Annotated in this window: 22 protein-coding genes and 1 pseudogene; 11 read left to right on the top strand and 12 right to left on the bottom strand. The window is 69.8% G+C overall.

Going from position 1 to position 21991, the window contains the following annotated elements; all coding sequences use genetic code 11:
- Nucleotides 1-90 precede the first annotated feature (90 nt).
- Nucleotides 91-1463: pseudogene (locus tag ACWFRB_RS04680) on the bottom strand (DUF222 domain-containing protein).
- A gap of 209 nt (nucleotides 1464-1672) precedes the next feature.
- Nucleotides 1673-2020, bottom strand: a complete 348-nt coding sequence (locus ACWFRB_RS04675; RefSeq protein ID WP_452639190.1) for a DoxX family protein — start codon at nucleotides 2018-2020, stop codon at nucleotides 1673-1675.
- 90 nt (nucleotides 2021-2110) lie between these two features.
- On the opposite strand from ACWFRB_RS04675, the gene ACWFRB_RS04670 reads away from it, so the two are divergent.
- Both ACWFRB_RS04670 and menE read left to right on the top strand, forming a co-directional pair.
- A complete protein-coding gene (locus ACWFRB_RS04670; RefSeq protein ID WP_452639188.1) occupies nucleotides 2111-2569 on the top strand; it encodes a MarR family winged helix-turn-helix transcriptional regulator in 459 nt (152 codons plus the stop codon).
- A 3-nt stretch (nucleotides 2570-2572) separates the two neighbouring features.
- Nucleotides 2573-3733 carry an o-succinylbenzoate--CoA ligase gene (gene menE / locus ACWFRB_RS04665; protein WP_452639187.1) on the top strand — a complete coding sequence of 387 codons (1161 nt, stop codon included), beginning with the start codon at nucleotides 2573-2575 and terminating at the stop codon, nucleotides 3731-3733.
- A 9-nt stretch (nucleotides 3734-3742) separates the two neighbouring features.
- Here menE and ACWFRB_RS04660 read toward each other — a convergent pair whose 3' ends face one another.
- Together ACWFRB_RS04660 and ACWFRB_RS04655 are read right to left on the bottom strand one after the other, a co-directional pair.
- Nucleotides 3743-4378, bottom strand: coding sequence for a TetR/AcrR family transcriptional regulator (locus ACWFRB_RS04660; RefSeq protein WP_452639186.1), 636 nt, complete (start codon nucleotides 4376-4378; stop codon nucleotides 3743-3745).
- Nucleotides 4379-4399: 21 nt separating this feature from the next.
- Nucleotides 4400-5230, bottom strand: a complete 831-nt coding sequence (locus ACWFRB_RS04655) for a class I SAM-dependent methyltransferase (protein WP_452639184.1) — start codon at nucleotides 5228-5230, stop codon at nucleotides 4400-4402.
- Between the two features lie 184 nt (nucleotides 5231-5414).
- Between ACWFRB_RS04655 and ACWFRB_RS04650 the strand changes: the two genes are divergently transcribed.
- Both ACWFRB_RS04650 and ACWFRB_RS04645 read left to right on the top strand, forming a co-directional pair.
- A complete protein-coding gene (locus tag ACWFRB_RS04650; RefSeq protein ID WP_452639183.1) occupies nucleotides 5415-6413 on the top strand; it encodes an ATP-binding cassette domain-containing protein in 999 nt (332 codons plus the stop codon).
- The gene (locus ACWFRB_RS04645; protein WP_452639182.1) at nucleotides 6410-7243 is read left to right on the top strand and encodes an ABC transporter permease; all 834 of its coding nucleotides are present in this window, start codon (nucleotides 6410-6412) and stop codon (nucleotides 7241-7243) included. Before ACWFRB_RS04650 ends, ACWFRB_RS04645 begins: the two co-directional genes overlap by 4 nt.
- Nucleotides 7244-7305: 62 nt before the next feature.
- Here ACWFRB_RS04645 and ACWFRB_RS04640 read toward each other — a convergent pair whose 3' ends face one another.
- Nucleotides 7306-7797, bottom strand: a complete 492-nt coding sequence (locus ACWFRB_RS04640; protein WP_452639181.1) for a MarR family winged helix-turn-helix transcriptional regulator — start codon at nucleotides 7795-7797, stop codon at nucleotides 7306-7308.
- Nucleotides 7798-7980: 183 nt separating this feature from the next.
- On the opposite strand from ACWFRB_RS04640, the gene ACWFRB_RS04635 reads away from it, so the two are divergent.
- Entirely contained in the window at nucleotides 7981-9429 is a 1449-nt protein-coding gene (locus ACWFRB_RS04635; RefSeq protein ID WP_452639180.1) for an MFS transporter, read from the top strand.
- Nucleotides 9430-9468: 39 nt separating this feature from the next.
- Here the strand turns inward: ACWFRB_RS04635 and ACWFRB_RS04630 are convergent, their stop codons facing one another.
- On the bottom strand, nucleotides 9469-12762 hold the full coding sequence (locus ACWFRB_RS04630; RefSeq protein ID WP_452639178.1) for a BTAD domain-containing putative transcriptional regulator: 3294 nt from the start codon (nucleotides 12760-12762) through the stop codon (nucleotides 9469-9471).
- A 122-nt stretch (nucleotides 12763-12884) separates the two neighbouring features.
- On the opposite strand from ACWFRB_RS04630, the gene ACWFRB_RS04625 reads away from it, so the two are divergent.
- A complete protein-coding gene (locus tag ACWFRB_RS04625; protein ID WP_452639177.1) occupies nucleotides 12885-13754 on the top strand; it encodes a 1,4-dihydroxy-2-naphthoate polyprenyltransferase in 870 nt (289 codons plus the stop codon).
- 11 nt (nucleotides 13755-13765) lie between these two features.
- Here ACWFRB_RS04625 and ACWFRB_RS04620 read toward each other — a convergent pair whose 3' ends face one another.
- On the bottom strand, nucleotides 13766-14221 hold the full coding sequence (locus ACWFRB_RS04620) for a hypothetical protein (protein WP_452639176.1): 456 nt from the start codon (nucleotides 14219-14221) through the stop codon (nucleotides 13766-13768).
- A gap of 67 nt (nucleotides 14222-14288) precedes the next feature.
- Nucleotides 14289-14675 carry a phage holin family protein gene (locus tag ACWFRB_RS04615; RefSeq protein ID WP_027500704.1) on the bottom strand — a complete coding sequence of 129 codons (387 nt, stop codon included), beginning with the start codon at nucleotides 14673-14675 and terminating at the stop codon, nucleotides 14289-14291.
- Nucleotides 14676-14742: 67 nt separating this feature from the next.
- Between ACWFRB_RS04615 and ACWFRB_RS04610 the strand changes: the two genes are divergently transcribed.
- Together ACWFRB_RS04610 and ACWFRB_RS04605 are read left to right on the top strand one after the other, a co-directional pair.
- Complete coding sequence (locus tag ACWFRB_RS04610) at nucleotides 14743-15288, top strand: GNAT family N-acetyltransferase (protein ID WP_452639175.1); 546 nt, start codon at nucleotides 14743-14745, stop codon at nucleotides 15286-15288.
- Between the two features lie 72 nt (nucleotides 15289-15360).
- Nucleotides 15361-15666 (top strand): hypothetical protein, encoded by a 306-nt coding sequence (locus ACWFRB_RS04605; RefSeq protein ID WP_452639174.1) that lies wholly within the window; start codon nucleotides 15361-15363, stop codon nucleotides 15664-15666.
- A 16-nt stretch (nucleotides 15667-15682) separates the two neighbouring features.
- Here the strand turns inward: ACWFRB_RS04605 and ACWFRB_RS04600 are convergent, their stop codons facing one another.
- The gene (locus ACWFRB_RS04600) at nucleotides 15683-16258 is read right to left on the bottom strand and encodes a Clp protease N-terminal domain-containing protein (RefSeq protein ID WP_452639173.1); all 576 of its coding nucleotides are present in this window, start codon (nucleotides 16256-16258) and stop codon (nucleotides 15683-15685) included.
- Between the two features lie 4 nt (nucleotides 16259-16262).
- The gene (locus tag ACWFRB_RS04595; protein WP_027500706.1) at nucleotides 16263-16478 is read right to left on the bottom strand and encodes a hypothetical protein; all 216 of its coding nucleotides are present in this window, start codon (nucleotides 16476-16478) and stop codon (nucleotides 16263-16265) included.
- Nucleotides 16479-16593: 115 nt separating this feature from the next.
- Here ACWFRB_RS04595 and ACWFRB_RS04590 point away from each other — a divergent pair, with 115 nt between their 5' ends.
- Nucleotides 16594-16896, top strand: coding sequence for a hypothetical protein (locus tag ACWFRB_RS04590; RefSeq protein WP_452639172.1), 303 nt, complete (start codon nucleotides 16594-16596; stop codon nucleotides 16894-16896).
- 35 nt (nucleotides 16897-16931) lie between these two features.
- Here ACWFRB_RS04590 and ACWFRB_RS04585 read toward each other — a convergent pair whose 3' ends face one another.
- A complete protein-coding gene (locus ACWFRB_RS04585) occupies nucleotides 16932-17408 on the bottom strand; it encodes a hypothetical protein (protein ID WP_452639170.1) in 477 nt (158 codons plus the stop codon).
- Between the two features lie 182 nt (nucleotides 17409-17590).
- Here ACWFRB_RS04585 and ACWFRB_RS04580 point away from each other — a divergent pair, with 182 nt between their 5' ends.
- A complete protein-coding gene (locus ACWFRB_RS04580; RefSeq protein ID WP_452639169.1) occupies nucleotides 17591-18064 on the top strand; it encodes a cupin domain-containing protein in 474 nt (157 codons plus the stop codon).
- Nucleotides 18065-18206: 142 nt separating this feature from the next.
- Nucleotides 18207-20090 carry an ABC transporter ATP-binding protein gene (locus ACWFRB_RS04575; protein WP_452639167.1) on the top strand — a complete coding sequence of 628 codons (1884 nt, stop codon included), beginning with the start codon at nucleotides 18207-18209 and terminating at the stop codon, nucleotides 20088-20090.
- A 66-nt stretch (nucleotides 20091-20156) separates the two neighbouring features.
- Here the strand turns inward: ACWFRB_RS04575 and ACWFRB_RS04570 are convergent, their stop codons facing one another.
- On the bottom strand, nucleotides 20157-21818 hold the full coding sequence (locus tag ACWFRB_RS04570; protein WP_452639214.1) for a 2-isopropylmalate synthase: 1662 nt from the start codon (nucleotides 21816-21818) through the stop codon (nucleotides 20157-20159).
- Between the last annotated feature and the right edge of the window lie 173 nt (nucleotides 21819-21991).

Genomic DNA, 21991 nt, shown 5'->3' with positions numbered 1-21991 from the left:
GACCTGAGACGCTCGCTTGGGTTCGTCGCGACCGGCCGCTACGGGGGACCGTCTTCGGCCTGCCGTTCGCCCCGACGATCCCGGACGCCCTCACCTCACCTCGCCGGCGCGCGTCGTCCTCCCTGCGGGCGTTGGCTTTTCGCCTGGCGCGGTCGAGTAGCTCTCGGGGGTGGTGGCGGTGGTTGATGCGGGGTTTCTGTTCGGGATCGATGTGTGGTGGTGGGGTCCATTGGGTGCGTCCGGCGTTGTCGGTGCCGTTGGGGGGCGGTGTGGGTGTGCCAGCCGCCTGGGCCGTCGTGGATGAGGGCGTGGCAGCCGTCGCACCCGAGGTGGGGGCACCCCCTGCACGGAGTGCCTGGGGGACAGTGTGCCGATGTCGGTGGTGCCGCCCTTGGACCAGTCGTTCACGTGGTGGACGGCGGTCATGGTGGCGGGGGCGTCGCAGCCGGGCCGGGCGCAGCCACCGTCGGCGGCGATGAGGGCCAGTCGTTGGTCTGCGGTGGCGAGGCGTTTCGAACGTCCGAGGTGTAGGGGTCTGCCGTTGTGGTCGAAGAGCACCAGGACCGGATGTGACCGTTCGGCCATTTTCAGTGCGTCTCGTATCGGGAGGATTCCGCCGGACGCGGTGGTGGCGACGCCCGTGGCGTGTTCGAGTTGGTCGAGGGTCATGGTGATGATCGTCGTCACGGGTAGACCGCGATGGGATCCGAGAACCGCCGATCCGAGGAGCGTGCGTAGTGCTTCCTTGATGGCGTCGTGGTTGCGTTGCGGCGCGGTGCGGGTATCACGCCCCGCGGCGGCGGCAAGCTTGTCACGGTCCACGGCGGGGTGTTCGGCACTGCCGGTGGGCGATTCGGGGTCCTCGGGGTTGTTCATCCCGGGTCGTGCCCATTTCGCGAGAATCGGGTCGAGCAAGGCGCGGGTCTCGGGGTCGAGGTGCCCGGAGATCGGCGTCATCAGATCCGTGTCCTGGCGGCCGATCCGGATCCCGCGCAGACGCTTGCGGTCCTTGTGGTCGGTGAGGTGCCGTCGGGGTTCAGGTGCGCGAGCAGATCGTGTCCGGCCTTCTCCACATCTTCCGATGTCGCCGAACGAGCCAGGCCCGCCAGGATTTCCTCCGCGACGGCGACGTCGGAACTGCTGACGGCGTGGGGGATCTTGCGGATGACTTCGCGTATCGCGCGGGCGTGATCTGGGCCGATCGCGCCGTCGCGTTGCGCGGCAGCGGTTTCGGGCAGGTCCGCGGGCAACGGATCCCCCGACAACGAATGCCAGGTTCCCAACGTCTTCGCCGCCCTCGCCCGCGCGGAGGCGTCAGCGGCCGAGATCCGCAACACCTCGACCAGCAACTTGTTCACCGACTTGTGTCCCAGCTTGCTCGGGAGCGAGCGTTCGACTGCCTCCACGACCAGTCGGTGTCCCACCGCGCCTGCCCGCCGAAGTGACCTCTCGGCCCGCTGCATGACCGACGTCAGCTCGCCGTCCGGCAACCCCGTCAGATCGCACTCGCAGAGGCCATCGACGGCGTCGGCCAACGCGGACAGGTGTTCCTGCACCCGCCCCGCAGCCCCAACCCCATCGATCGAACCCATGTTCGAATGCTACCGCAGAGGTCCGACACGGATCCAACAAGCGCCGACCCGCACAGTCGCCGCGAGGGTCCACACCCAGGTCAGGCAGTCGCGATCCGCAGCACGACGGCGGCGACCGCGGCCAGCCCGAAAACGACCGCGGGCGCGATCGCGTAGTCACGCGCCCGCACGTGCGCAACGACGGCGCCGACGAAGTACAGGGCCACCCCGATCGCGGCGGCGACGCCGATCGCAGGCACCACGAGCCCGATCAGCAGCCCCGCCGCGCCCGCAGCCTTGGCCAGGGCGAGCCGCGGCAGCCAGGCATCCGGAACGCCCAGCTCGATGAAGCCACCGACCAGCTTCTCGTTGCGGGTGAAGGTGAGGAAGGCCGACATGCTGAGCGCAAGGGCGAGGACCACGGCGATGACGGCATAGGCGATGAACATGACGGACTCCAATGATTTATCCGGAATGATCGTTGAAACGTATCAATGATTGACGGAGATCCAAAATGGAGCTGCTGATACCGTGGGAAGATGGCAGCAGCACAGGTCAACGGCGCCCCGACAGACCGTCTCGGGATCCTCCTCGCCTGGCGCGGCGAAGCCACCAGCGCCCGGATTCGCGGCGCCCTCGCGGTCACCGGGCTGCACCCGCGCCAGGCCATGACGCTGATGCACCTCGGCACCGGCCCGGTGAGCCAGCGAGAACTCGCCGACATGCTCGAGGTGGACCCCAGCCAGCTCGTCGCGATCCTCAACGAGCTGGAGGGAGACGGCCTGGCCGAACGTCGCCGGGACCCGTCTGACCGCAGACGCCACATCGTGGAGATCACCGAGGCAGGCGCGAAGGCCCTGCAGGGTGTCCACTCGGCGTTGAACGAGGCCGAGCGCGAGCTGTTCGCCGCCTTCTCCGAGCGCGACCTCGCCTCGCTGAGGGCCATGCTCGAGAGGGTCGAGGTGACCTCCGTGCAGCGCGAGTGCACCGAGGCCTGACTCGTGACAAGCACTCTCGAGGTCCTGCACGTCAAACCCGGTCCGGCCGCCCGCGAGGCACTCCCCCGGCTCGAATGCGCGCTCGCGGGCGACGGGCCTGCGCTGCTCCCGGTGCCCGCCGCCGACGACCGCGAGATCCGGCGACTCACCGACGCCCTGCGTCCGGGTGAGCCGATCGACGAATCGACCGCCCTCGTCGTCGCCACGTCCGGGACCACGGGAATACCCAAGGGCGCCCTGCTCACCGCCGCCGCGCTGCGCGCCAGCGGTGAGGCCACCCACGCCCGCCTCGGCGGGCCGGGCTCGTGGCTACTGGCGCTTCCCGCCCACCACATCGCGGGGATCCAGGTGCTGTTGCGCGGCCTGCTGGCCGGCACCGAGCCCGTGATAGTCGACGTCGCAACGGGTTTCGACCCCGCGCTGCTGCCGGGTGCGGTCGCGGCGATGACGGGAGCCCGCCGCTACACCTCGCTGGTGCCGACCCAGCTGATCAAGGCGCTCGAGCACCCGGCGGCGACCGCCGCGCTGGCCGAACTCGACGCGGTGCTGCTCGGCGGCGCCGCGACCCCGGCGCCGGTGCTCGAACGGGCACGCAGCGCGGGGATCACGGTCGTCCGCACCTACGGGATGAGCGAGACCTGCGGTGGCTGCGTGTACGACGGGGTACCGCTCGACGGGGTCCGGGTGAGGATCGAGGACTCCCGCGTGCTGTTGGGCGGACCGGTGTTGGCCTCGGGGTATCGCGGGCTGCCCGATCATCCGGCGTTCACGGAACCGGGCTGGTTCCGCACCGACGACGCGGGCCTGCTGACGGACGGCGTGCTGTCGATCACCGGCCGACTGGACGAGGCGATCTCGACGGGTGGGCTGACGGTCGTCCCGCAGGTGGTGGAGGCGGCCCTGTCCACCCATCACGCGGTCGCCGAATGCGCGGTGTTCGGGGTGCCCGATGCGCGGCTCGGCCAGCGCGTGGTGGCGGCGGTGGTGCCTGCCGCGGGCACCGCACCCACCCTCGAGCACCTGCGCGCACACGTCGAGCGGACCGTGGACAGGGCCGCGGCGCCCCGCGAACTGCACCTGATGCCGGCGCTACCGCTGCGCGGACCCGGCAAGGTCGACCGCCGGGCGCTTGCCGAGCAGTTCACCGGCTGCGCGACGGGATAAGGCTCCCGCTCAGCGCGATGCGATCCCGTCGAGGACCGTGCGCACCAGGCCGTCCACCAGGGCGTCGTCGGGTGCGTCGCCTGGCGGCACCGCGCCACGCAGCAGCCCCCGCAACACCAGGTCGTGCCACGCGCCGCTGATCATCGTGACCGCGGCCTCGACACTGGCCGAGTCGTCCAGTCTGCCGAGCCGTTGCTCCGCATCGAGGTAGTCGGCGAGGACCGTCCGCACCGGGACAGGACCGACATCGGACGAATCGAGAGACCCGTACGCGGACAACACCTTCGGCTGCGACAGCAGTCCGGCGAACGCGGGCAGGATCGCGATGTGCAGATCGAAGCCACGGCGCACCAGGGCCCGTAGATTCCGCTCCACGGTCCCCGAACCCGCTTCGGGCAGCTGCCCGTCGAGATCGTCCTCGACCGACCGCACGTACGCCTCCAGGGCCAGAGCGATGAGCTCCTCCTTGTTCGCGAAATGGTTGTAGAGCACGCCATCCGCAACCTGGGCCGCGCGGGCTATTCCTCGTACCGTCAGTCCGGCGGTGCCCTGCTCGGAGATCAGGCGCGCGGCCGACGCGATCAGGTGTTCGCGCAGGCTGTGGGCGTCGTCTCCGCGCAGAGCGGCAGCGGTTCTCGGTGACATCACGTCGAATCGTAGCGAGGGCTACGGCCGAACGGCCCGGACGAGCCAAGCGGTGCCGCGCAGGCGGACCGCGTCCGGCTCCTCGTAGGGACGCAGCGCTTCGGTGACCGCGACGCGCAGTCGGTCCGACCGCGACGGATCCGCGCCCTCGAGCGCGAATCGCACCGGCCCCCAGTCACACAGGAACCCGGCAGCGTCCTCGGCATCGCGCCCCCACACCTGGGGCGCGTCGACGGACTCGGTGGTGACGGACTCGAACCCGGCAGCGGTGAGGACCTCGACGATCCGGCTCGGGTCCGCCAGCGAGGTCGGCCCGTGACGATCGGCGGCCGGCTGCCAGGGCAGCAGGTCCGACACCGCGCCGAGCACGGCGCCTAGATCCTCGTCGCGCAGGTCATGCATCGCGAGGAATACGATCCGCCCACCCGGCCGCAACGCGCGGCCGATGTTGGCGAACGCGGCGACAGGATCGGCGAAGAACATGATCCCGAACCGGCTGATCGCGACGTCGAACGATGCGGCGACGAACGGGCACACCTGGGCGTCGCCGCGCTCGAACGCGATATTGCCGATACCGTCCTCCGCCGCACTGGCGCGGGCACGCGCGAGCATCGGCTCCGAGAGGTCGACCCCGGTCGCGTGCGCCACCCTGCCGGCGGCGAGCCGCGTCGTCTGACCGTTGCCGCACCCGACGTCGAGAACGCGGTCAGTCTCGCCCAGCGCGGCCGCACCGAGAAGGTGGTCGTTGAAACCGCTGTTGACCAGGTCGTACCGGTCCTGGTGTCCGGCCCAGTGTTCGCCCTCGTAGCCGTTCCAGGCCGAGGCCTGCTCGATGTTGACGATCGTGCGCATCGCGATCCTCCTCTGCGAACCAGATTATGAACGGTTGTTCATGAACATGTGTTCATAGTGCGTCCAGACGAGGTCGCTGTCAACGGCGCATCGCAGCGCGACAGCGCCCGCATGCGCGACGCAAGGCCCGTGCAAGGGCGGCCCCGCACTGTTGTGTCAATCGAACTCCTCGAAAGGACACCGCATGAACCTCTCGGTTCCCCCCGCCATCGAAGCGGTCGGCTTGGTCAAGCGATTCGGAGACGCCACGGCCGTCGACGGCGTCAGCCTCACCGTCCCGACCGGTTCCGTCTACGGCGTGCTCGGCCCCAACGGCGCGGGCAAGACCACCACCGTCCGGATGCTCGCCACCCTGCTGCGACCCGACGGCGGGCAGGCCCGGGTCTTCGGCCACGACGTGGTACGCGAACCCACCGCCGTGCGCTCCCTTGTCGGGGTCACCGGCCAGTACGCCTCCGTCGACGAGGACCTCACCGCCACCGAGAACCTGATGATCTTCTCGAGGCTGCTCGGCCTGTCCCGATCCGACGCCCGACGCAAGTCCGCCGAACTGCTGGAGGAGTTCGACCTCGTCGAGGCCGCGACCAAGCCGCTGAAGAATTTCTCCGGCGGCATGCGCAGGCGCCTCGATCTGGCCGCGAGCCTGATCGCGCACCCGCCGCTGCTGTTCCTGGACGAGCCCACCACCGGCCTCGACCCGCGCACCCGCGCCCAGATGTGGGAGACCATCCGCCGGCTCGTCGCGGAGGGATCCACCGTCCTGCTCACCACGCAGTACCTCGACGAGGCCGACCAACTGGCCGACCGGATCGCGGTCATCGACCGCGGCAAGGTCATCGCCGACGGCACCGCCGACGAACTCAAGGCCTCGGTCGGACTGTCCACACTGCAGCTCAAGCTCGTCGACAAGACGCGCGTCGAGCAGACCCGATCACTGCTCGCCGAGTCGCTCGGCGTCGAGGTCGCGATCACCCCGGAGGCCGGCAGGCTCACCGCCCCGCTGACCGATACGTCGGTCACCCCCGAACTGTTGATCCGGCTGCGCGAGCACGGGATCGCGGTCGACGAAATCACCGTCAGCAAGCCCAGCCTCGACGAGGTCTTCCTCACCATCACCGGCCACGGAACCGACGAATCCGATTCCGCCGCAGCCGAGTCCGATACCGAACGGAGCGTCGCATGACCACCGCCACCCTCGCGCCCGACACCAGGAGCACCCATCCCGGACCGCCGCCCGCGGCTCGGTCGATCAGCCTGAGCGAGACCGTCGCACAGTCGATCACCATGGCCCACCGTGGTCTGATCAAGCTCAAGCACAATCCCGAGCAGCTGTTCGACGTGGTGATCCAGCCGCTGATCTTCACGGTGATGTTCACCTACATCTTCGGCGGCGCGATCTCCGGCGACGTCAAGTCCTACCTGCCGATCATCATTCCCGGCATCCTCGTGCAGACCGTCATCACGGCCTCCATCGTCACCGGCACCCAGCTGCGCGAGGACATGGACAAGGGCGTGTTCGACCGATTCAAATCCCTTCCCATCGCACGCATCTCGCCGCTCGCGGGCGCGTTGCTCTCGGACATGGTCCGCTATCTCATCGCCACCACCATCACCTTCGCCATGGGCCTGGCGATGGGCTACCGCCCTGGCGGCGGCGTGATCGGCGTCGTCTCGGCCGGACTGCTCGTGATGGTGTGCGCCTTCGCCATCAGCTGGATCTTCGCGCTGATGGGCGTGCTAATGAACAAGGCCTCGTCGGTGCAGGGCATCTCGATGCTCATCCTGTTCCCGCTGACCTTCATGTCCAACGCGTTCGTGCCCGCCCACACCATGCCCGGCTGGATGCAGGCCTTCGTGAACGTGAACCCGGTCTCGCACCTGGTGACCGCGGTGCGCGATCTGGCCAACGACGGCCACTTCGGCATCCAGGTCGTGTGGGCCCTGCTCGGCGCCGCGATCATCGTCGCGGTGATGGCCCCGCTGACCGTCCGGACCTACATGCGCAAGACCTAGCCACGCGGTTCCCATTCGAGAGATCCGTATCCCGCTCGGGGTACGGATCTCTCGTCTCGCGACTACTCCGAATCGTTCGCCTCGGCCGTGCCCGAGTGCTCCGGACGCGGCCAGGGCCGCCCGGCAAGTCGCTCGATGTCGGTGTTGAATCGCTTGAGCCATCCGGCGAATGCCTCGACGTCCTCCGGAGCCCAGTCGGCCATCACGCTCCCCAACGCACGGACGTTGAAGGACCGTTCCGCCTCGAGGCGGCGCTCCCCCTCCGCGGTGATGGCGAACTTGCGGGCCATGCCGCCCGCGGGGTCGGGGATGCGTTCGACGAGTCCGGCATTCAACATGGCGGAGGTCTGTCGATGCAGGGTCGAGGCATTGAGCCCGAAGGCATCGCTGAGCTCCCCGATGGACATCGGTCCGCCCATGCTGATCCGGCTGAGCAGGGTGTAGGCGCTGCGGTCGAGCTGGCACTCGTCACGTCGAGGGCGCGGGTTGTGCAGATTGAGATGCCGCCCGAGCAGCATCGTCTCGAACTCGATCAAGTGCGTGGGCTTGTCCATGCGGCCTTTCGTCGATCCCCGTGTCGCCCCGCCGGTCCGGGCTTCCAGAGCGGGAGTCGCCTGGTTGCACGATACCCATCGCGTGCACGGTGCAAGGGATTTGCATTATGCAATTGATGTGTATTGTGCAACCTCTGTGTATCGCGCACATTCAGTGTTCCCGTGAAGTCGAGGAGATGGTCCGTGTCAGGTCCGAGCCCAACCGTCAACCCGAATGGCCTGGTCGGGGTGCTTGCCTTCACCGGCATCGTCGCCGCGCTCATGCAGACACTGGTCGTCCCCCTGATCGGGGACCTGCCACGCCTGCTCGACACCACCGCGTCCAACGCCTCCTGGGTGATCACCGCGACGCTGCTTGCGGGCGCGGTCGCGACCCCGGTCACCGGACGGCTCGGGGACCTGTACGGCAAGCGCCGCATGCTGCTGGTCTGCTCGGTGCCGCTGATCGCGGGCTCGATGCTCTGCGCGGTGGCGTCGTCCGTCCTGCCGATGATCGCCGGGCGGGCCCTGCAGGGCATCGGGATGGGCATGATCCCGCTCGGCATCAGCGCCCTGCGGGATCTGGTGCCGCCCGCGCGCCTGAACTCCTCGATCGCCCTGATGAGCGCGTCCATGGGAATCGGCGGCGCGGTGGGCCTGCCGCTCGCCGCGGCCGTAGCCGAGGGCACCAGCTGGCGGGTGCTGTTCTGGGGCGCCACCGCCCTGAGTGTCCTGGTCGCCGTGGCGATCTGGCGGTTCGTGCCGGGCACCCCGGTGCTGGGCGCGGGCGGCCGCTTCGACCTGCTCGGCGCACTCGGGCTCGGAGTCGGCCTGGTGTGTCTGCTCTCCGCCGTCTCCAAGGGAGCCGTCTGGGGCTGGACCAGCGGCACCACCGTCGGCCTCTTCGTCACCGCCGTCCTGGTGCTGCTCGCCTGGGGATGGTGGGAGCTGCGCACCGTGGATCCGCTGGTCGACCTGCGGGTGACCGCTCGGCGGCAGGTGCTGCTGACCAATATCGTCGGCGTCGTGATCGGCTTCGCGATGTACGCGCAGTCGCTGATCATCCCGCAGCTGCTGCAACTGCCCGAGTCCACCGGGTTCGGCCTGGGTCAGTCGATGCTGGCCATGGGCCTGTGGATGGCCCCGGGCGGCCTGGTGATGATGCTGGTCGCCGCCCTCGGTGCCCGGCTCTCCTCCGCCCGCGGGCCGAAGATCACCCTGCTGGCGGGCAGCGTGGTCATCGCCGCGGGCTACGGGTCCTCGATGCTGCTGATGGGCTCGACCTGGGGCCTACTGGTGGTGGTCTGCATCTGCAGCGCTGGCATCGGGCTCGCCTACGGCGCGATGCCCGCGCTGATCATGGGTGCGGTGCCGCTGTCCGAGACCGCCTCGGCCAACAGCTTCAACACCCTCATGCGCTCGCTCGGCACCTCGATGGCCGCGGCCGTCGTCGGCGTGGTGCTCGCCCAGATGAGCGTGCGGGTCGGGGACTACACCCTGCCCACCGAGAACGGGTTCCGGACCGGCCTGCTGATCGGCTGCGCGGTCGCCCTCGTCGCCGCCGCTGTCACCGTGGCCATCCCCGCACGCCGTGCGAGCACCCCGGCGCCGACCCCCACCGCCGCCGAACCACACGAGCTGTCGAAGGCCTGACCCCGATCGGCTGCCCGCGCCCAGGCGCGGGCAGCCGACTCACAGTCGCGACTTATCCCGATCCGTACGGTCGCGCAGCGCCACGAGGATCTCGTCACGCGCGACGCGCCTCGGCATCCGCTCGACCCGCGCCAGTTCCGCGTCCACCCGCTCCGCACCGAGCGCCTGTCGTGCCACGCCCAGGTGTCGCGACGACTGCATCGACGGAAAGTCCTGTCGGGCAGCGACCCTGGTCGACAGGGCGATCATCCGCAACCCGCCCTCGGGGTCCCGCCCGGTCGCGATGTCGAAGCTGCCCACCGCACACGCCACCCCGCCGGTCTGCGGAAGATCCGGGTAGCCGTCCGGACCGAGGTGCGTCGTGACCATCCCCGCGTAGGTATCGACCATGTCCACGATCTCGTCGCCGCGACCCGCAAGCGCGTGCGCGGCCACTGCCGCCGCCAGCAGCATGAATCCGAACGGATCGGGGGACTCCCCCGCGGTCTGCCAGCCGACCAACTCCAGCGCGTGGCGGTATCCGCGCAGCCCCGCATCCACCGAGCCCTCGGCCAGGTCCACCTCCGCCATCGCCGCCGCGATCGCGCCTGCGCTCTGCCTGGCATCACCGAGGCCGAACGTGGTCCGATCCCCCGCGATGGACAGTTCCACCTCCTCGACGGCCGACCCGCCCGCGACCAGTTCCCGTCGCGCCTCCTCGACACGGCCCGCACCGACCAGCGCGGCCCCGATATAGCTGCGCAGCGTGGTGCTCTCCTCGTACGCGTGCAGGTCCCAGAGCAGTTCGGCTGCCCGCCGGTAGTACCCGACCGCCTCCCCGTACCGCGCGGACTGCCCGGCCAGGCTGCCGAGGTGCTGCAGGACCATCGCCAGGCCCCAGACGTCCCCGCCCGCCTCCGCGAGTTCCTTGGCCTGCGTGGCGTCGGACCAGGATCCGTACAGGTCTCCGCTGTTCTCCCGCAGGTTGGCCCGCGCCATGTACGCCGAGGATCGTGCCGACGGGTTCTCGGACCGGATCGCGCGAGCGAGCTTGCGGGCCAAGCCCTTTCCCGATGCGGGCATGATCACCAGCGAGGCGTTCATCCGCACCGACTCGTCGATGTCCGTGCGGGACGCCAGGATCGCCCGGAGCCGCACCCGGGTCACGGCCAGCGCCCTGCTGACGCCACCGAACGCGGTGTGACCGACGATGACCAGGTAGGTGAGCGCCAGGCAGTTTCCGGACAGCAACTCCGGGCGGTACCGCCTCGGGTCGATTTCGAGGACCCGGGGCGAGAGCGCGACCACCTCGGAATGGGCCCCGCGGAGGGACCACGTGACCCCGAGCACCGGGAACACCGTGAGTGCGCCCACGCCGTCACCGATGGTCAGGGTATGGCGCAGCACCGCGAGCAGGTTGTCGTGCTCGGCCTCGACCTGGAGGGCCGTGGCGACCTGGCGGCCATCGAGGAAGTCCTGCACCGCATCCAGACAGAACGTCTGCGCCCAGGCGAGGGTGCGCGCAGCGACCTCGTCCGACTCGTCCGCGTGCACCAACTGCCCGTCGCCGAATTCCCGGACCGTCTCGAGCATGTGGTACCGCAGGCCCGACGAGTCCGCCCCCTCGACAACCGAAAGCATCGACTGATTCACCAATCCGTCGAGGGCATCCGCGATGTCGGCCACCTCGCCCCACTGCGCCACCCCGACGGCCGCGGCGAGGGTGAAACCCGCAGGGAACCGGCACAATCGGCGCAGCGCGGCCTGCTGGTCCGGTTCGAGCAGATTCCAACTCCACTCGATCACCGCGCGCAGGGTGCGGTGCCGCTCCGGTGAGGTCCGGTCACCGGAGCGCAGCAGCGCGAACCTGTCGTCGAGCCTGGCGTTGATCTCGGCAACGCTCATCGTGCGGACCCGGGCTGCCGCCAACTCGATGGCGAGCGGTAGTCCATCGAGCGTCCGGCACAGCCGCGCGACCTCCACCGGATCGAGCCGGGCCGCCGGACGCACGGCCAGCGCGCGGGCCTGGAACAGATCCGTTGCGGGCGAACCGGACTCGTCGATCAGCAAGGGCGGCAACGGGTACACGGCTTCGGCCGTGATCGCCATCGGTGCCCGGCTGGTGGCCAGCACGGTCAGGTTCACGCTGGCCGCCACCAGGTCGGCCACCACCTCCGCGACATCGTCGATCAGGTGCTCGCAGTTGTCCAGGATCAACAGCGTCGGTCTGGCCGACAACGCCTCCCGGAGGCGATCGCGAGCGTCGTAGATGCGCGCCCTGTTCAACGCGGTTCCTGGGGTGAGTTCGGCCTCGCTGAGCCCGAGCGTGCCGCTGATGGCCGCGACCACGTCCTCGCCGCTGCGCAGCGACGCGAGCTCGACGAGGGCCACGGGAACCCGCTCCGCAGCCCGCGAGCCGAGCGCGTGCGCGACTCGGGTCTTTCCGGTTCCACCCGGACCGAGCACCGTCACCACCCGGGAGGTCGCCAACAGGTCCTCGATCGCGTCCAGGTCCGCCTCGCGTCCCAGTAGCGCGTTCGGCGCCGCGCGCAGGCCGACCGCCATCAGGGTCGGCCTCGGCGCAGCACGGGCGGGCTCCGGCGCCGCGTCCGCCGGGAGCGCACGCGCAGGCAGTTCTCCGCTCAGCACAGCGGCATTGAGCCGAACCAGCCGCGGTGAGGGGTCGGTCCCGAGTCGGTCCGCGAGCCGGCCGCGGAGTCCGGCGAACACCTCGAGCGCGTCGTTCGCGCGACCGAGTCCGTTCAGCACCACCATCAGCTGTTCGTGCGCGCGCTCGTCGAGCGGGGCGCGCGCGGCCGTCTTCTCGGCCGGCGCCAGCGCCTCACCCAGTTCACCCGCGTCGATGAGGGCGACGACCTCGACCGCATCCAACGCGGCCAGTCGCGCCTGCCCCTCGTCGACCAGCTCCCGCGCCAGATCGCCTGCCGGCAGGTCCGCGCCCGGTTCGCCGCGCCACAGCGCCTTGGCCCGGCGGATCGTCTCGATGGCCCCACGCGCATCACCCTCGGAGATCAGCTGCTGTGCCTGTTGCTCCCACATCCGGGCGAGCGTGAGGTCGACCTGCGCCCGGGTGAGGTCGAGCCGATACCCGGCGGGCCCCATCTCGATCGCGCCCTCGGGCAGTGCCCCACGCAACCGCGAGATCTGGGTGTGCAGCGCGTTGATCGGCGAACGCGGCGGAGCCTCTCCCCACACGTCCTCTATCAGGGCCTGGGCGCTGCGGCTGCGGCCGGGCCTGCCTGCCAACGCCACCAGCAGACTGCGCGCCCTTGCCCCGGGCAACGGCACCAGCTCACCGCCTCGGCGCGTCGAGATATCACCCAAAAGGGACACGACAATCAGTGGCCGGGGATCAGCGGTCACTGGGGAGTCGCTCGTATCGGGTTGCACCGGCGACAATGCTAATCGGAGCGGCGGTCCGCATGCGGAATGTGGGTAGGTGCAAGGATCGCCTCATGGCTTCTGTCTCGCAGTGGATCGAGGGTGCCCGACCGCGCACCCTGCCGAACGCGATCGCCCCGGTGCTGGTCGGTACCGGCGCCGCGGCCTCCCTCGACGGCGCGGTGTGGTGGAAGGCCGTGCTGGCATTGGTGGTCTCGGTGGCGCTCATCGTCGGGGTGAACTACGCCAATGACTACTCGGACGGAATCCGCGGCACCGATGACGTCCGGGTCGGGCCCCTGCGACTGGTCGGTTCGAAGCTGGCCTCACCCGCCGCCGTGAAGCGCGCGGCCTTCGTCTGCTTCGGGCTCGCCGGGGTGGTCGGGGTGGTGCTCGCACTGACCTCCGCCTGGTGGCTGATCCTGGTCGGCGCGCTGTGTATCGCCGGCGCCTGGTACTACACCGGCGGCAGGAATCCATACGGGTACACCGGGTTCGGCGAGGTCGCGGTGTTCGTCTTCTTCGGGCTGATCGCCGTGCTGGGCACCCAGTTCGTCCAGGCGGAGCGGATCGACTGGGCCGGCGCGGTCTCGGCCGTGGCGGTCGGGGCGTTCTCGAGCGCGGTGCTCGTGGCGAACAACCTGCGCGACATCCCGACCGACACCGAGTCAGGCAAGCGCACCCTCGCGGTGCGGCTCGGCGACCGGGGCACCCGCACCCTGCACCTGGCACTGCTGGTGGTGCCGTTCGTGGTGACCCTGATCCTGGTGGCCCGCACCCCGTGGGCACTGGTCGGCCTGCTCGCACTTCCGTTGGCGGTCAAGGCCAATGCCCCCGTGCGCTCCGGCGGACAGGGCCTCGCCCTGATCCCGGCGCTGGCCGGGACCGGGCTGGCGATGCTGGTGTGGGGCGCGACCACCGCGCTGGCACTCGGCCTGGGCTGAGCCGAGGGGCGCTAGAGCGCCGAGCAGACGAACGGCGCGGCCCCGGCGTACATGTTGTCGAACGGGTTCGCGTCGAGCCCGACGCCGAAGACGGACACGCCGACGGGGTTGAGGATGAGCGCGGTGGAGAACGTGTCGTTGTCGTAGACCACCGTCTGGCCGGGCGCGATCTCGGCGGCATGGTTCGTCACCGAGTACGTCAGCGGAATCCACACCGAGGTCCCGACCCCACGCACCGGCGCCGAGCCGACGTTGGTGACCGTCGTGAAGACGTGCGCGGAGGTGCGCCAGTCCGCGGGACCGGTGCCCGTCGTGCGACATCCGTATCCGACGCTGACCCGCAGGTCCGCGATTCCCGCGCTGCCGGCACTGCCCGCGCTGCCGGAATCCGCTGCCGCAGGGCCTGCGCCGAGCGAGAGCGCCGCCACCCCCGCCGCTGCCAACACCGCTGACCGTCGAAATCTCACGGAGCCTCCCGGTTGTCGCCCGACCGTCGCCTGACGCCCGTCCTGTTCCTTATCGGCCCCGGCAGCCTCAGCGTTTCGCCGAGGGCACCACTGCGGTGAGCACGAAGTTCACGATCGAGATGATCAGCGCGCCCCAGACCGCCGTCCAGAACCCGTCCACGGAGATCCCGAAATCGGTCGTCTCGGTGATCCAGGAGGTGAGCAAGAGCATCAGCGCGTTGATCACCAGGGTGAACAGACCGAGGGTCAGGATCAGCAGGGGCAGCGACAGCAACTGCACCAGCGGCTTGATGAAGGCGTTCACGACCGTGAACACGAACGCGATGAACACGACCACCAGGATGTCGTTGCCCGTTCCCCCGTCCGAGGTGGTGGCGATGTCGATGCCGGTCACCCAGGAGGCGGCCAGCCAGATCGCGATCGCATTGATCGCCAGACGAATCAGGAAAGTCATGGGTGCATGCTGGCACATCGGCGAGGCACGGGCGGCGCGGCGGCGGCCCAGCGGCTAGAAAGGACTGGTGATCCGTTCGGCCACCGCCACAGACCTCGTCCACCTGCCCGCCATCGAGATCGCCGCGGGCCTGCCGTTCCGCTCGGTCGGGATGGGCGCGGTGGCCGACGACGCGCCGCCAACGGTGAGCGAGCTGGCCGAGTATCAGCGCGCGGGCCGCGCCTGGGTCGCGACGACCGACGACGACACCCCGATCGGTTACGTGCTCGCCCTGGTGGTCGACGGCTTTGCCCACGTCGAGCAGGTGTCCGTCGACCCGGCCCACGCCGGTCGGCGGTTGGGTGCGGCGCTGATCGACGAGGTCGAGCGCTGGGCCGCCGAGCGAAACCTCCCCTGGCTGACCCTCACGACATTCGCCGAGGTGCCCTGGAATGCGCCGTACTACGAGCGGCTGGGGTTCCTGGTGGTACCCGCCGACGAGCTGACGCCCGGCCTGAGGTCGATCCGCGAGCACGAGGCGGAACACGGCCTCGACGCCTGGCCCAGGGTGACGATGCGGCGGATGGTGGGATCGGCACTTCCCCCTCGGCCGGGCCGGCGCGATACTGACTGAGGGAGGGCCCCGGCCGGGCTCGCGCACGCGGACGACCCGGGCGGTCCAACGCCGGGGGCACGAGGAGCCATCATGAGCGTGGTCGTCATCCTGCATTTCGACGTCGCGGATGTGTCCGCGGCCAAGCAGTCACTCGCCGACAACGCCGCCTTGCTCGACGAGATCAGCGGCGACGCGAAAGGTCACGGTGCCCGACATCACCGGTTCGCGGCGAACTCGGGCGGACTGGTCGTGGTCGACGAATGGGACAGCGCGGAGGCCTTCCAGCGCTTCTTCGACGGCAGCGACAAGGTCGCACGGGTCACGGCGGCGGCAGGCGTCCAGGGCCCACCGACGATCGAGATCCTCGAGCCACTCGAGGCGGCAGGCACCTTCTGACCGACGGCCCCACTGCCTAGGCCGCGAGGTCGAGCAGTTCGAGAATCTTCCTACGCAGTTCGTCCGGGTCGACCTGCGCCGCCATCACGTCGCGGGCACCCGCGTCGTCCGCGCGGAGAATGCCGAGCAGGATGTGTTCGGCACCGATGTGATCGTCCTTGCGCGCCAAGGCTTCCCGGAGCGAGAGCTCGAGTGCCTTCTTCGACGCCGCCGTGAACGGGACGTGCCCGCCGACAAGCCGGCCGAACCAGCCGCGCCGCTCGCCCGGTTCCGCGCGATCGAGGGCGTTCTCGCCGAAGCCGGCGTCGAGGCTCTCCCGCACCGCATCGAGATCGATGCCGATCGACCTGAGCGCCTCGGCGTCCTCCGCACCGAGCGCCTGGCCGCCCCTCGCCTCGGCGGCCGCGGCACGCGTCGCCTCGAGAGTGAGTCCGGCATCGTCGAGCGTGCGCCCCAGCGGTGTATCTGCCGCCGCCGCGACCACGCCGAGCAGCAGGTGCTCGGTTCCGATCTGCGGGGACTCGAGCGCCTTGGCCTCTGCCTGCGCCCCGATCACCGCGGTGCGTGCCTCTGTCGTGAACCGTTCGAACATGCCGCTACCTGCCCTTCCTGTTGTGCTTCTGGTGAACTGCCTGCCTGCTGACCTCGAGCGAGTCGGCGATGGCCTGCCAGGACCAGCCCTGTCTACGGGCGTTCTGGACCTGGATCGTCTCCAGTCGTTCGAGCAGCCTGCGGAGCGCGAGCACCGCACGCAGGCCCACCTTGGGGTCGGGGCTGCCTGCCGCGGCCGCCAGATCCGTTGCTTCGGTCATGCCTGTCAATCTAAATTGACAATCCGAACGTGTCAAGCAGAGTTGACATGGGTGGCGGCGACGGGTCGACGGCTACCGTGGTGAGGAGTTGACGTCGACCCGAGGAGCAACACCGATGGCCCTGTCCAAGACCGCCGTATCCGCGCTCGCCGCAGGCGGACTCGTCGGCGGATTCGCCGTAGCCCAGAAGACCGGCAACCGCCCACTCGGCGGCGCCGTGCTGGCCGCGGTCGGAGCCGCGTGCACGACCAGTTGGGTGCAGGGCTCGGGACCCGCGCGGGGCGCCGCGCTGCTCGCCACCTACCTCGGCGCGTTCGGCGCCTCGCATCCGCTGGCGAAGAAAATCGGTGCGTGGCCGTCGGTCGGGGCCGTGGCCGCGGGCACAGCACTCGCCTCGCAGCTGATCAGCAAGGGCTGAGTCCGGGCCTGCCCGTCAGCAGGCCCGTGGACCGATCAGAAAAGTGACTTCGGACTGATGTGCGCGACGATGGCGTGGATCGATCCGTCCCGGACCTCGAAGGTCTCGGTGATCTCGACGGTCATCAGGCGCAGATCGCCGATGCCCGCGTCCAGCAGGTACGTGGTGCTGACCACGTCACCGGACTCGGACATCCTCAGCTCCCTGATGCCCCGGATGACCCGGTACTGCGGGCCTCGCTCGAGGTCCCTGGTCATCTGAGGGCCGGAGAACCCGGTCTTGAGCCCGGCCTCGACCCGGGTCGCGCCCGCGGCGAACTTCACGGCCGATGCGTCGTGCGAGATCAGCGCATCGATGTAGGCCCTGGCCACGGCCTCGCGCTCGGTGTCGACCCGCTCCGGGGCGGCCGACACGGCCGGACCTGCGGTCGCGGGTCCGGCGGCGATCACCGCGACTGCCATCGCGGTGGCGATTCCGGCGGCCGACAGGGCGAGAATTCGACGAGTGCGCATGCGCGCATCGTAGCTAGAACCTGTTCCAAATGCGATGGGATCCGGGTGGACGCGCACAGATCGACCCGGGCGTTCCGTCGCGGAATCGACAGGATTGGGTCACCATCGATACAGGCGAGAGCCGTGCCGCGGGCAACCCGCCCCGCCGCAGCCCCGGTTCTCCGAACCGAACGGACCCGGACATGAGCACCGTGACCACGTTCGCACGACTGGCCGTACCCGTCACCCTCGCCGCGCTGTGCACCGTTGGCGTCGTCGCACCAGCCCTCGCCACACCGCCGACCGGCGTGACCGCCGAGACCCTCGCCGAACTCGAGCTCAATCCGATACTGCTCCCGCCACCACCTCCCGGACACCCACCGGTCTCCGACGAGGTGGAGGGCACCCTGCGCCGGATCGTGATCACCCCCGGCGGCAGCACCGGTTGGCACCACCACAACGGCCACGTCCAGGGGATCGTCGCCGCGGGCACGCTGACCCGGGTGTTCGCCGACTGCTCCCGCCAGGCCTCGCCTGCCGGCTCCTGGGTCACCGAGGACCCCGGCGGCGACCACGTCGGACTGAACCTCGGCACCGAACCGGTGGTCCTGCTGGTGACGTACCTTCTCCCCGACGACGAGCCCTTCGCCGAGGACGCACCCGCGCACTGCCCCTGAGGACCCTCGATGGTGACCGACACCCCGACTTGACCTCAAGTTCACTCGAGGTTTTACGGTCGGTGCAGACGGGCGGGAGATCCGGGCATGTCGGACCCCCTCCGTAGCGTTTCACCGGTCACACCAACCCGAGAGGTCCACCATGAGCATGGAATCCGTCGCGTGGAGCTCGATGTACCGCATGATGAACTCCCACGACGAGAAGCGGCCGTTCTCGATGGCGACGGTCCGTCGAATCCTCGGCTTCGCCAAGCCGCACCACCGCAAGCTCGCCAAGTTCCTGCTGATCAGCGTCGTGACAGCCACCCTCGCCGTCGCCACCCCCGTGCTGGCGGGACGCGTGGTCGACGGCATCGTCAACGGCTCCGACACCAGCGTCGTGATCAAACTCGCGGTGTTGATCGCGCTGATCGCGATCGTCGAGGCGGGCCTCGCGCTGTACAACCGCTTCCTGTCCGCGAGCATCGGTGAGGGCCTGATCCTCGACCTGCGCACCGCCGTCTTCGACCACGTGCAGAAGATGCCGATCGCGTTCTTCACCCGCACCAGGACCGGGGCGCTGGTCAGCCGCCTCAACAACGACGTCATCGGCGCCCAGCGGGCGTTCAGCGACACCCTCTCCGGCGTCGTCGCGAACCTGGTCACCCTCACCCTGACCCTTGTCGTGATGCTCAGCATCTCCTGGCAGATCACCGTGCTCTCGCTGCTGCTGCTGCCGGTCTTCGTGTTGCCTGCCCGCCGGATCGGCTCGCGGATGGCGCACCTGCAGCGCGAGGCCGCGAACCACAACGCGACGATGAGCACGCAGATGACGGAGCGGTTCTCCGCTCCCGGCGCAACGCTGGTCAAGCTGTTCGGCCGTCCCGCCGAGGAGTCCGCCGAGTTCGCGACCCGCGCAGGCCGGGTGCGCGACATCGGGGTGCGCACCGCGATGGTGCAGTCCGCCTTCGTCACCGCGCTGACCCTCGTCTCCGCCCTTGCCCTCGCGCTGGTCTACGGCCTCGGCGGCTTCTACGCACTCAAGGGTCAGCTCGACGCGGGTTCGGTTGTGGCCCTGGCGTTGCTGCTGACCAGGCTGTACGCCCCGCTGACCGCCCTCGCGAGCGCGCGGGTCGAGGTGATGAGCGCGCTGGTCAGCTTCGAGCGGGTCTTCGAGGTGCTCGACCTCGAGCCGCTGATCGCCGAGAAGCCGAACCCGCTTCCGGTGCCGGACGGGCCGGTGTCGGTGGAGTTCGACAAGGTGCGCTTCGCCTACCCCTCCGCGGACAAGGTGTCGCTGGCCTCGCTCGAGGAGGTCGCGCAGCTCGACAACCGCGGCGGTGTCGAGGTGCTGCACGAGCTGTCGTTCCGCGTTGAGCCCGGACAGATGGTCGCGCTGGTCGGCTCGTCCGGCGCGGGCAAGTCGACCATCGCGCAGCTCGTGCCCCGGCTCTACGACGCCGACTCCGGCGCCGTCCGGCTGTCGGGGGTGGACGTGCGGGAGCTGTCCGCCGCGTCGATCCGCGGCGCGGTCGGGATGGTCACCCAGGACGGGCACCTGTTCCACGAGTCGATCCGGGCGAACCTGCTCCTGGCCCGACCAGGGGCGACGGAGGAGGAGCTGTGGGAGGTGCTCGGCCGGGCCCGCCTGACCGAGTTGATCGCGGCCCTGCCCGACGGCCTGGACACCGTCGTCGGTGAGCGGGGATACCGCCTCTCCGGCGGCGAGCGTCAGCGACTGACCATCGCCCGCCTGCTGCTCGCACACCCGCGGGTGGTGATCCTCGACGAGGCCACCGCACACCTGGACTCCACCTCGGAGGCCGCAGTGCAGGCGGCACTCGGCGAGGCCCTGGCAGGCCGGACCTCGGTGGTGATCGCGCACCGACTGTCCACCATCCGGGCCGCGGACCAGATCCTGGTCATCGAGGAAGGCCGGGTCCTCGAGCGCGGCACGCACAACGAACTGCTCGCCGCAGGCGGACGGTACGAGGAGCTGTACCGCACCCAGTTCGCGGACAGCGACGCGAAGGTGACCGCAAGCTGAGAGTCCGGGCAGGCCGCGGTCGACGATCGCGGCCTGCCCGGTCCCGGTGTTCGGATCGGGCAGGAACTATCCGGTCGCGGCGACCGCGGCCAGCACCGCCTCGAACGCCGACGCGGTGACCGAGGAATCGAGCCCGACGCCCCACCGGGTGGTCCCGTCGATTCGGCACTGCGCGAACGTGATCGCCCGGCCGTCGCTGCCCTCGCCCACCGACTGCGCCGCCAGGCTCAGCACCTCCACCTCCCGCCCGGCCTCGGACAGGATCCTGGTCAGCGCCTCGACGGGTCCGCTCGCCGTCGCGGACCCCACGACGGGCGCGCCGCCCACCGTGGCCTCGATCCGCAGCCCATCGCCGTCCTCCCCGTGCTCGACCGTCCACCGCGCGAGCTCACCGTGGTTCCCGAACTCGGCGAGCAGCAGGTCCCACAGCTGCTGCGCGGTCACCTCGACCCCGCTGTCGTCGGCAGTGCGCTGCACCCGCCGCGCGAAGTCGATCTGCAGGCCCCTGGGCAGGTCGATGCCGTACGCGCTCTGCAGCAGGTACGCGACGCCGCCCTTGCCGGACTGGCTGTTCACCCGGATCACGGCCTCGTAGTCGCGGCCGACGTCCCGGGGGTCGATCGGCAGATAGGGCACATCCCATGGCGCCCGGTCCGGATCCGTCCCCGCCGCCAGCGCAGCGGCGCGGTGGTGGGCGAAGCCCTTCTTGATCGCGTCCTGATGCGTGCCCGAGAACGCGGTGTACACCAGGTCGCCGGCGTAGGGATGGCGCTCGTGCACGTCGATCCTGTTGCAGTACTCAACCGTTCGCCGCACCACGTCGAGGTCGGAGAAGTCGATCATCGGGTCGACGCCCTGCGCGTGCAGGTTCAGCCCCAGCGTCACCAGGTCCACGTTCCCGGTCCGCTCGCCGTTGCCGAACAGGCAGCCCTCCACCCGCTGTGCGCCGGCCAGCACCGCCAGTTCCGCGGCGGCGACGCCGGTGCCGCGATCGTTGTGTGGGTGCACCGAGAGGATCACCGAGTCCCGCCTGGCCAGGTGGCGGTGCATGTACTCGATCTGGTCGGCGTAGACGTTCGGGGTGGCGATCTCCACCGTCGCGGGCAGGTTGTGGATCACCGGCCGGTCCTGGTCTGCGTCCCACAGCTCGGTCAGGCTGTTGCAGACCTCGAGGACGAAGTCCGGCTCGGTCAGGTTGAACACCTCGGGCGAGAACTCGAAGCGCGTGCCTGCCGCGGTGTCGCCGCACCGGGCCACGTCCTGCGCCGCGTCGAAGATCAAGCGGTGCAGCTCATCCCGCTCTCGCCCCAGCACGACCGACCGCCAGGTCGGTGCCGTCGCGGTGTACATGTGCAGCACCACGTTCGGCAGGCCGCGCACCGATTCGAAGGTTCGCTCGATCAGGTCGGTGCGGGCGGCGGTGAACACCACGATGGTCACGTCATCGGGCACCAGCCCGAGCGTCGCGAGATCGCGGACGAAATCGAAGTCGGTCTGGCTGGCGGACGGGTAGCCGACCTCGATCTCCTTGTAGCCCATGGCGATCAGTTGCTCGAAGAAGCGACGCTTCCTGGCCGGGTCCATCGGTTCGGCGAGCGCCTGGTTGCCGTCACGCAGGTCGACGGGTACCCACAGCGGCGCGACGGTGGTCCGCTTCGAGGGCCAGGTGCGCTCGGTCAGCGGCACCGGCACCCGGTCGGTGTACGGCCGGTAGCGATGCGAGGGCATCGGGGACGGGGTTTGGGGGTTCCAGTTCACGTGGGGCTCCTGTGCGGATCGGGATCGATCGATCGACCGGCACGGCCGAACCCCGCGGCGGGGAGCCGGTCCGGTCAGACCCCGCCGCGGCGTCCGAGGAGCAGTCCGCGAATGGCCACATCGGCTAAACTAGACGAAACCAA

The sequence above is a fragment of the Rhodococcus sp. NPDC055112 genome, from assembly GCF_053607505.1.
The sequence above is the reverse complement of the archived record's forward strand: the minus strand, read 5'-3'. Positions and strand labels throughout refer to the sequence as shown.

Bases quoted from the DNA above. Each gene is read 5' to 3' on its own strand.
- ACWFRB_RS04675 (WP_452639190.1), bottom strand. From the start codon at position 2,020: ATGTTCATCGCCTATGCCGTCATCGCCGTGGTCCTCGCCCTTGCGCTC.
- ACWFRB_RS04670 (WP_452639188.1), top strand. From the start codon at position 2,111: ATGGCAGCAGCACAGGTCAACGGCGCCCCGACAGACCGTCTCGGGATC.
- ACWFRB_RS04660 (WP_452639186.1), bottom strand. From the start codon at position 4,378: ATGTCACCGAGAACCGCTGCCGCTCTGCGCGGAGACGACGCCCACAGC.
- ACWFRB_RS04655 (WP_452639184.1), bottom strand. From the start codon at position 5,230: ATGCGCACGATCGTCAACATCGAGCAGGCCTCGGCCTGGAACGGCTAC.
- ACWFRB_RS04650 (WP_452639183.1), top strand. From the start codon at position 5,415: ATGAACCTCTCGGTTCCCCCCGCCATCGAAGCGGTCGGCTTGGTCAAG.
- ACWFRB_RS04645 (WP_452639182.1), top strand. From the start codon at position 6,410: ATGACCACCGCCACCCTCGCGCCCGACACCAGGAGCACCCATCCCGGA.
- ACWFRB_RS04640 (WP_452639181.1), bottom strand. From the start codon at position 7,797: ATGGACAAGCCCACGCACTTGATCGAGTTCGAGACGATGCTGCTCGGG.
- ACWFRB_RS04625 (WP_452639177.1), top strand. From the start codon at position 12,885: ATGGCTTCTGTCTCGCAGTGGATCGAGGGTGCCCGACCGCGCACCCTG.
- ACWFRB_RS04615 (WP_027500704.1), bottom strand. From the start codon at position 14,675: ATGACTTTCCTGATTCGTCTGGCGATCAATGCGATCGCGATCTGGCTG.
- ACWFRB_RS04605 (WP_452639174.1), top strand. From the start codon at position 15,361: ATGAGCGTGGTCGTCATCCTGCATTTCGACGTCGCGGATGTGTCCGCG.
- ACWFRB_RS04600 (WP_452639173.1), bottom strand. From the start codon at position 16,258: ATGTTCGAACGGTTCACGACAGAGGCACGCACCGCGGTGATCGGGGCG.
- ACWFRB_RS04595 (WP_027500706.1), bottom strand. From the start codon at position 16,478: ATGACCGAAGCAACGGATCTGGCGGCCGCGGCAGGCAGCCCCGACCCC.
- ACWFRB_RS04590 (WP_452639172.1), top strand. From the start codon at position 16,594: ATGGCCCTGTCCAAGACCGCCGTATCCGCGCTCGCCGCAGGCGGACTC.
- ACWFRB_RS04585 (WP_452639170.1), bottom strand. From the start codon at position 17,408: ATGCGCACTCGTCGAATTCTCGCCCTGTCGGCCGCCGGAATCGCCACC.
- ACWFRB_RS04580 (WP_452639169.1), top strand. From the start codon at position 17,591: ATGAGCACCGTGACCACGTTCGCACGACTGGCCGTACCCGTCACCCTC.
- ACWFRB_RS04575 (WP_452639167.1), top strand. From the start codon at position 18,207: ATGAGCATGGAATCCGTCGCGTGGAGCTCGATGTACCGCATGATGAAC.
- ACWFRB_RS04570 (WP_452639214.1), bottom strand. From the start codon at position 21,818: ATGCCCTCGCATCGCTACCGGCCGTACACCGACCGGGTGCCGGTGCCG.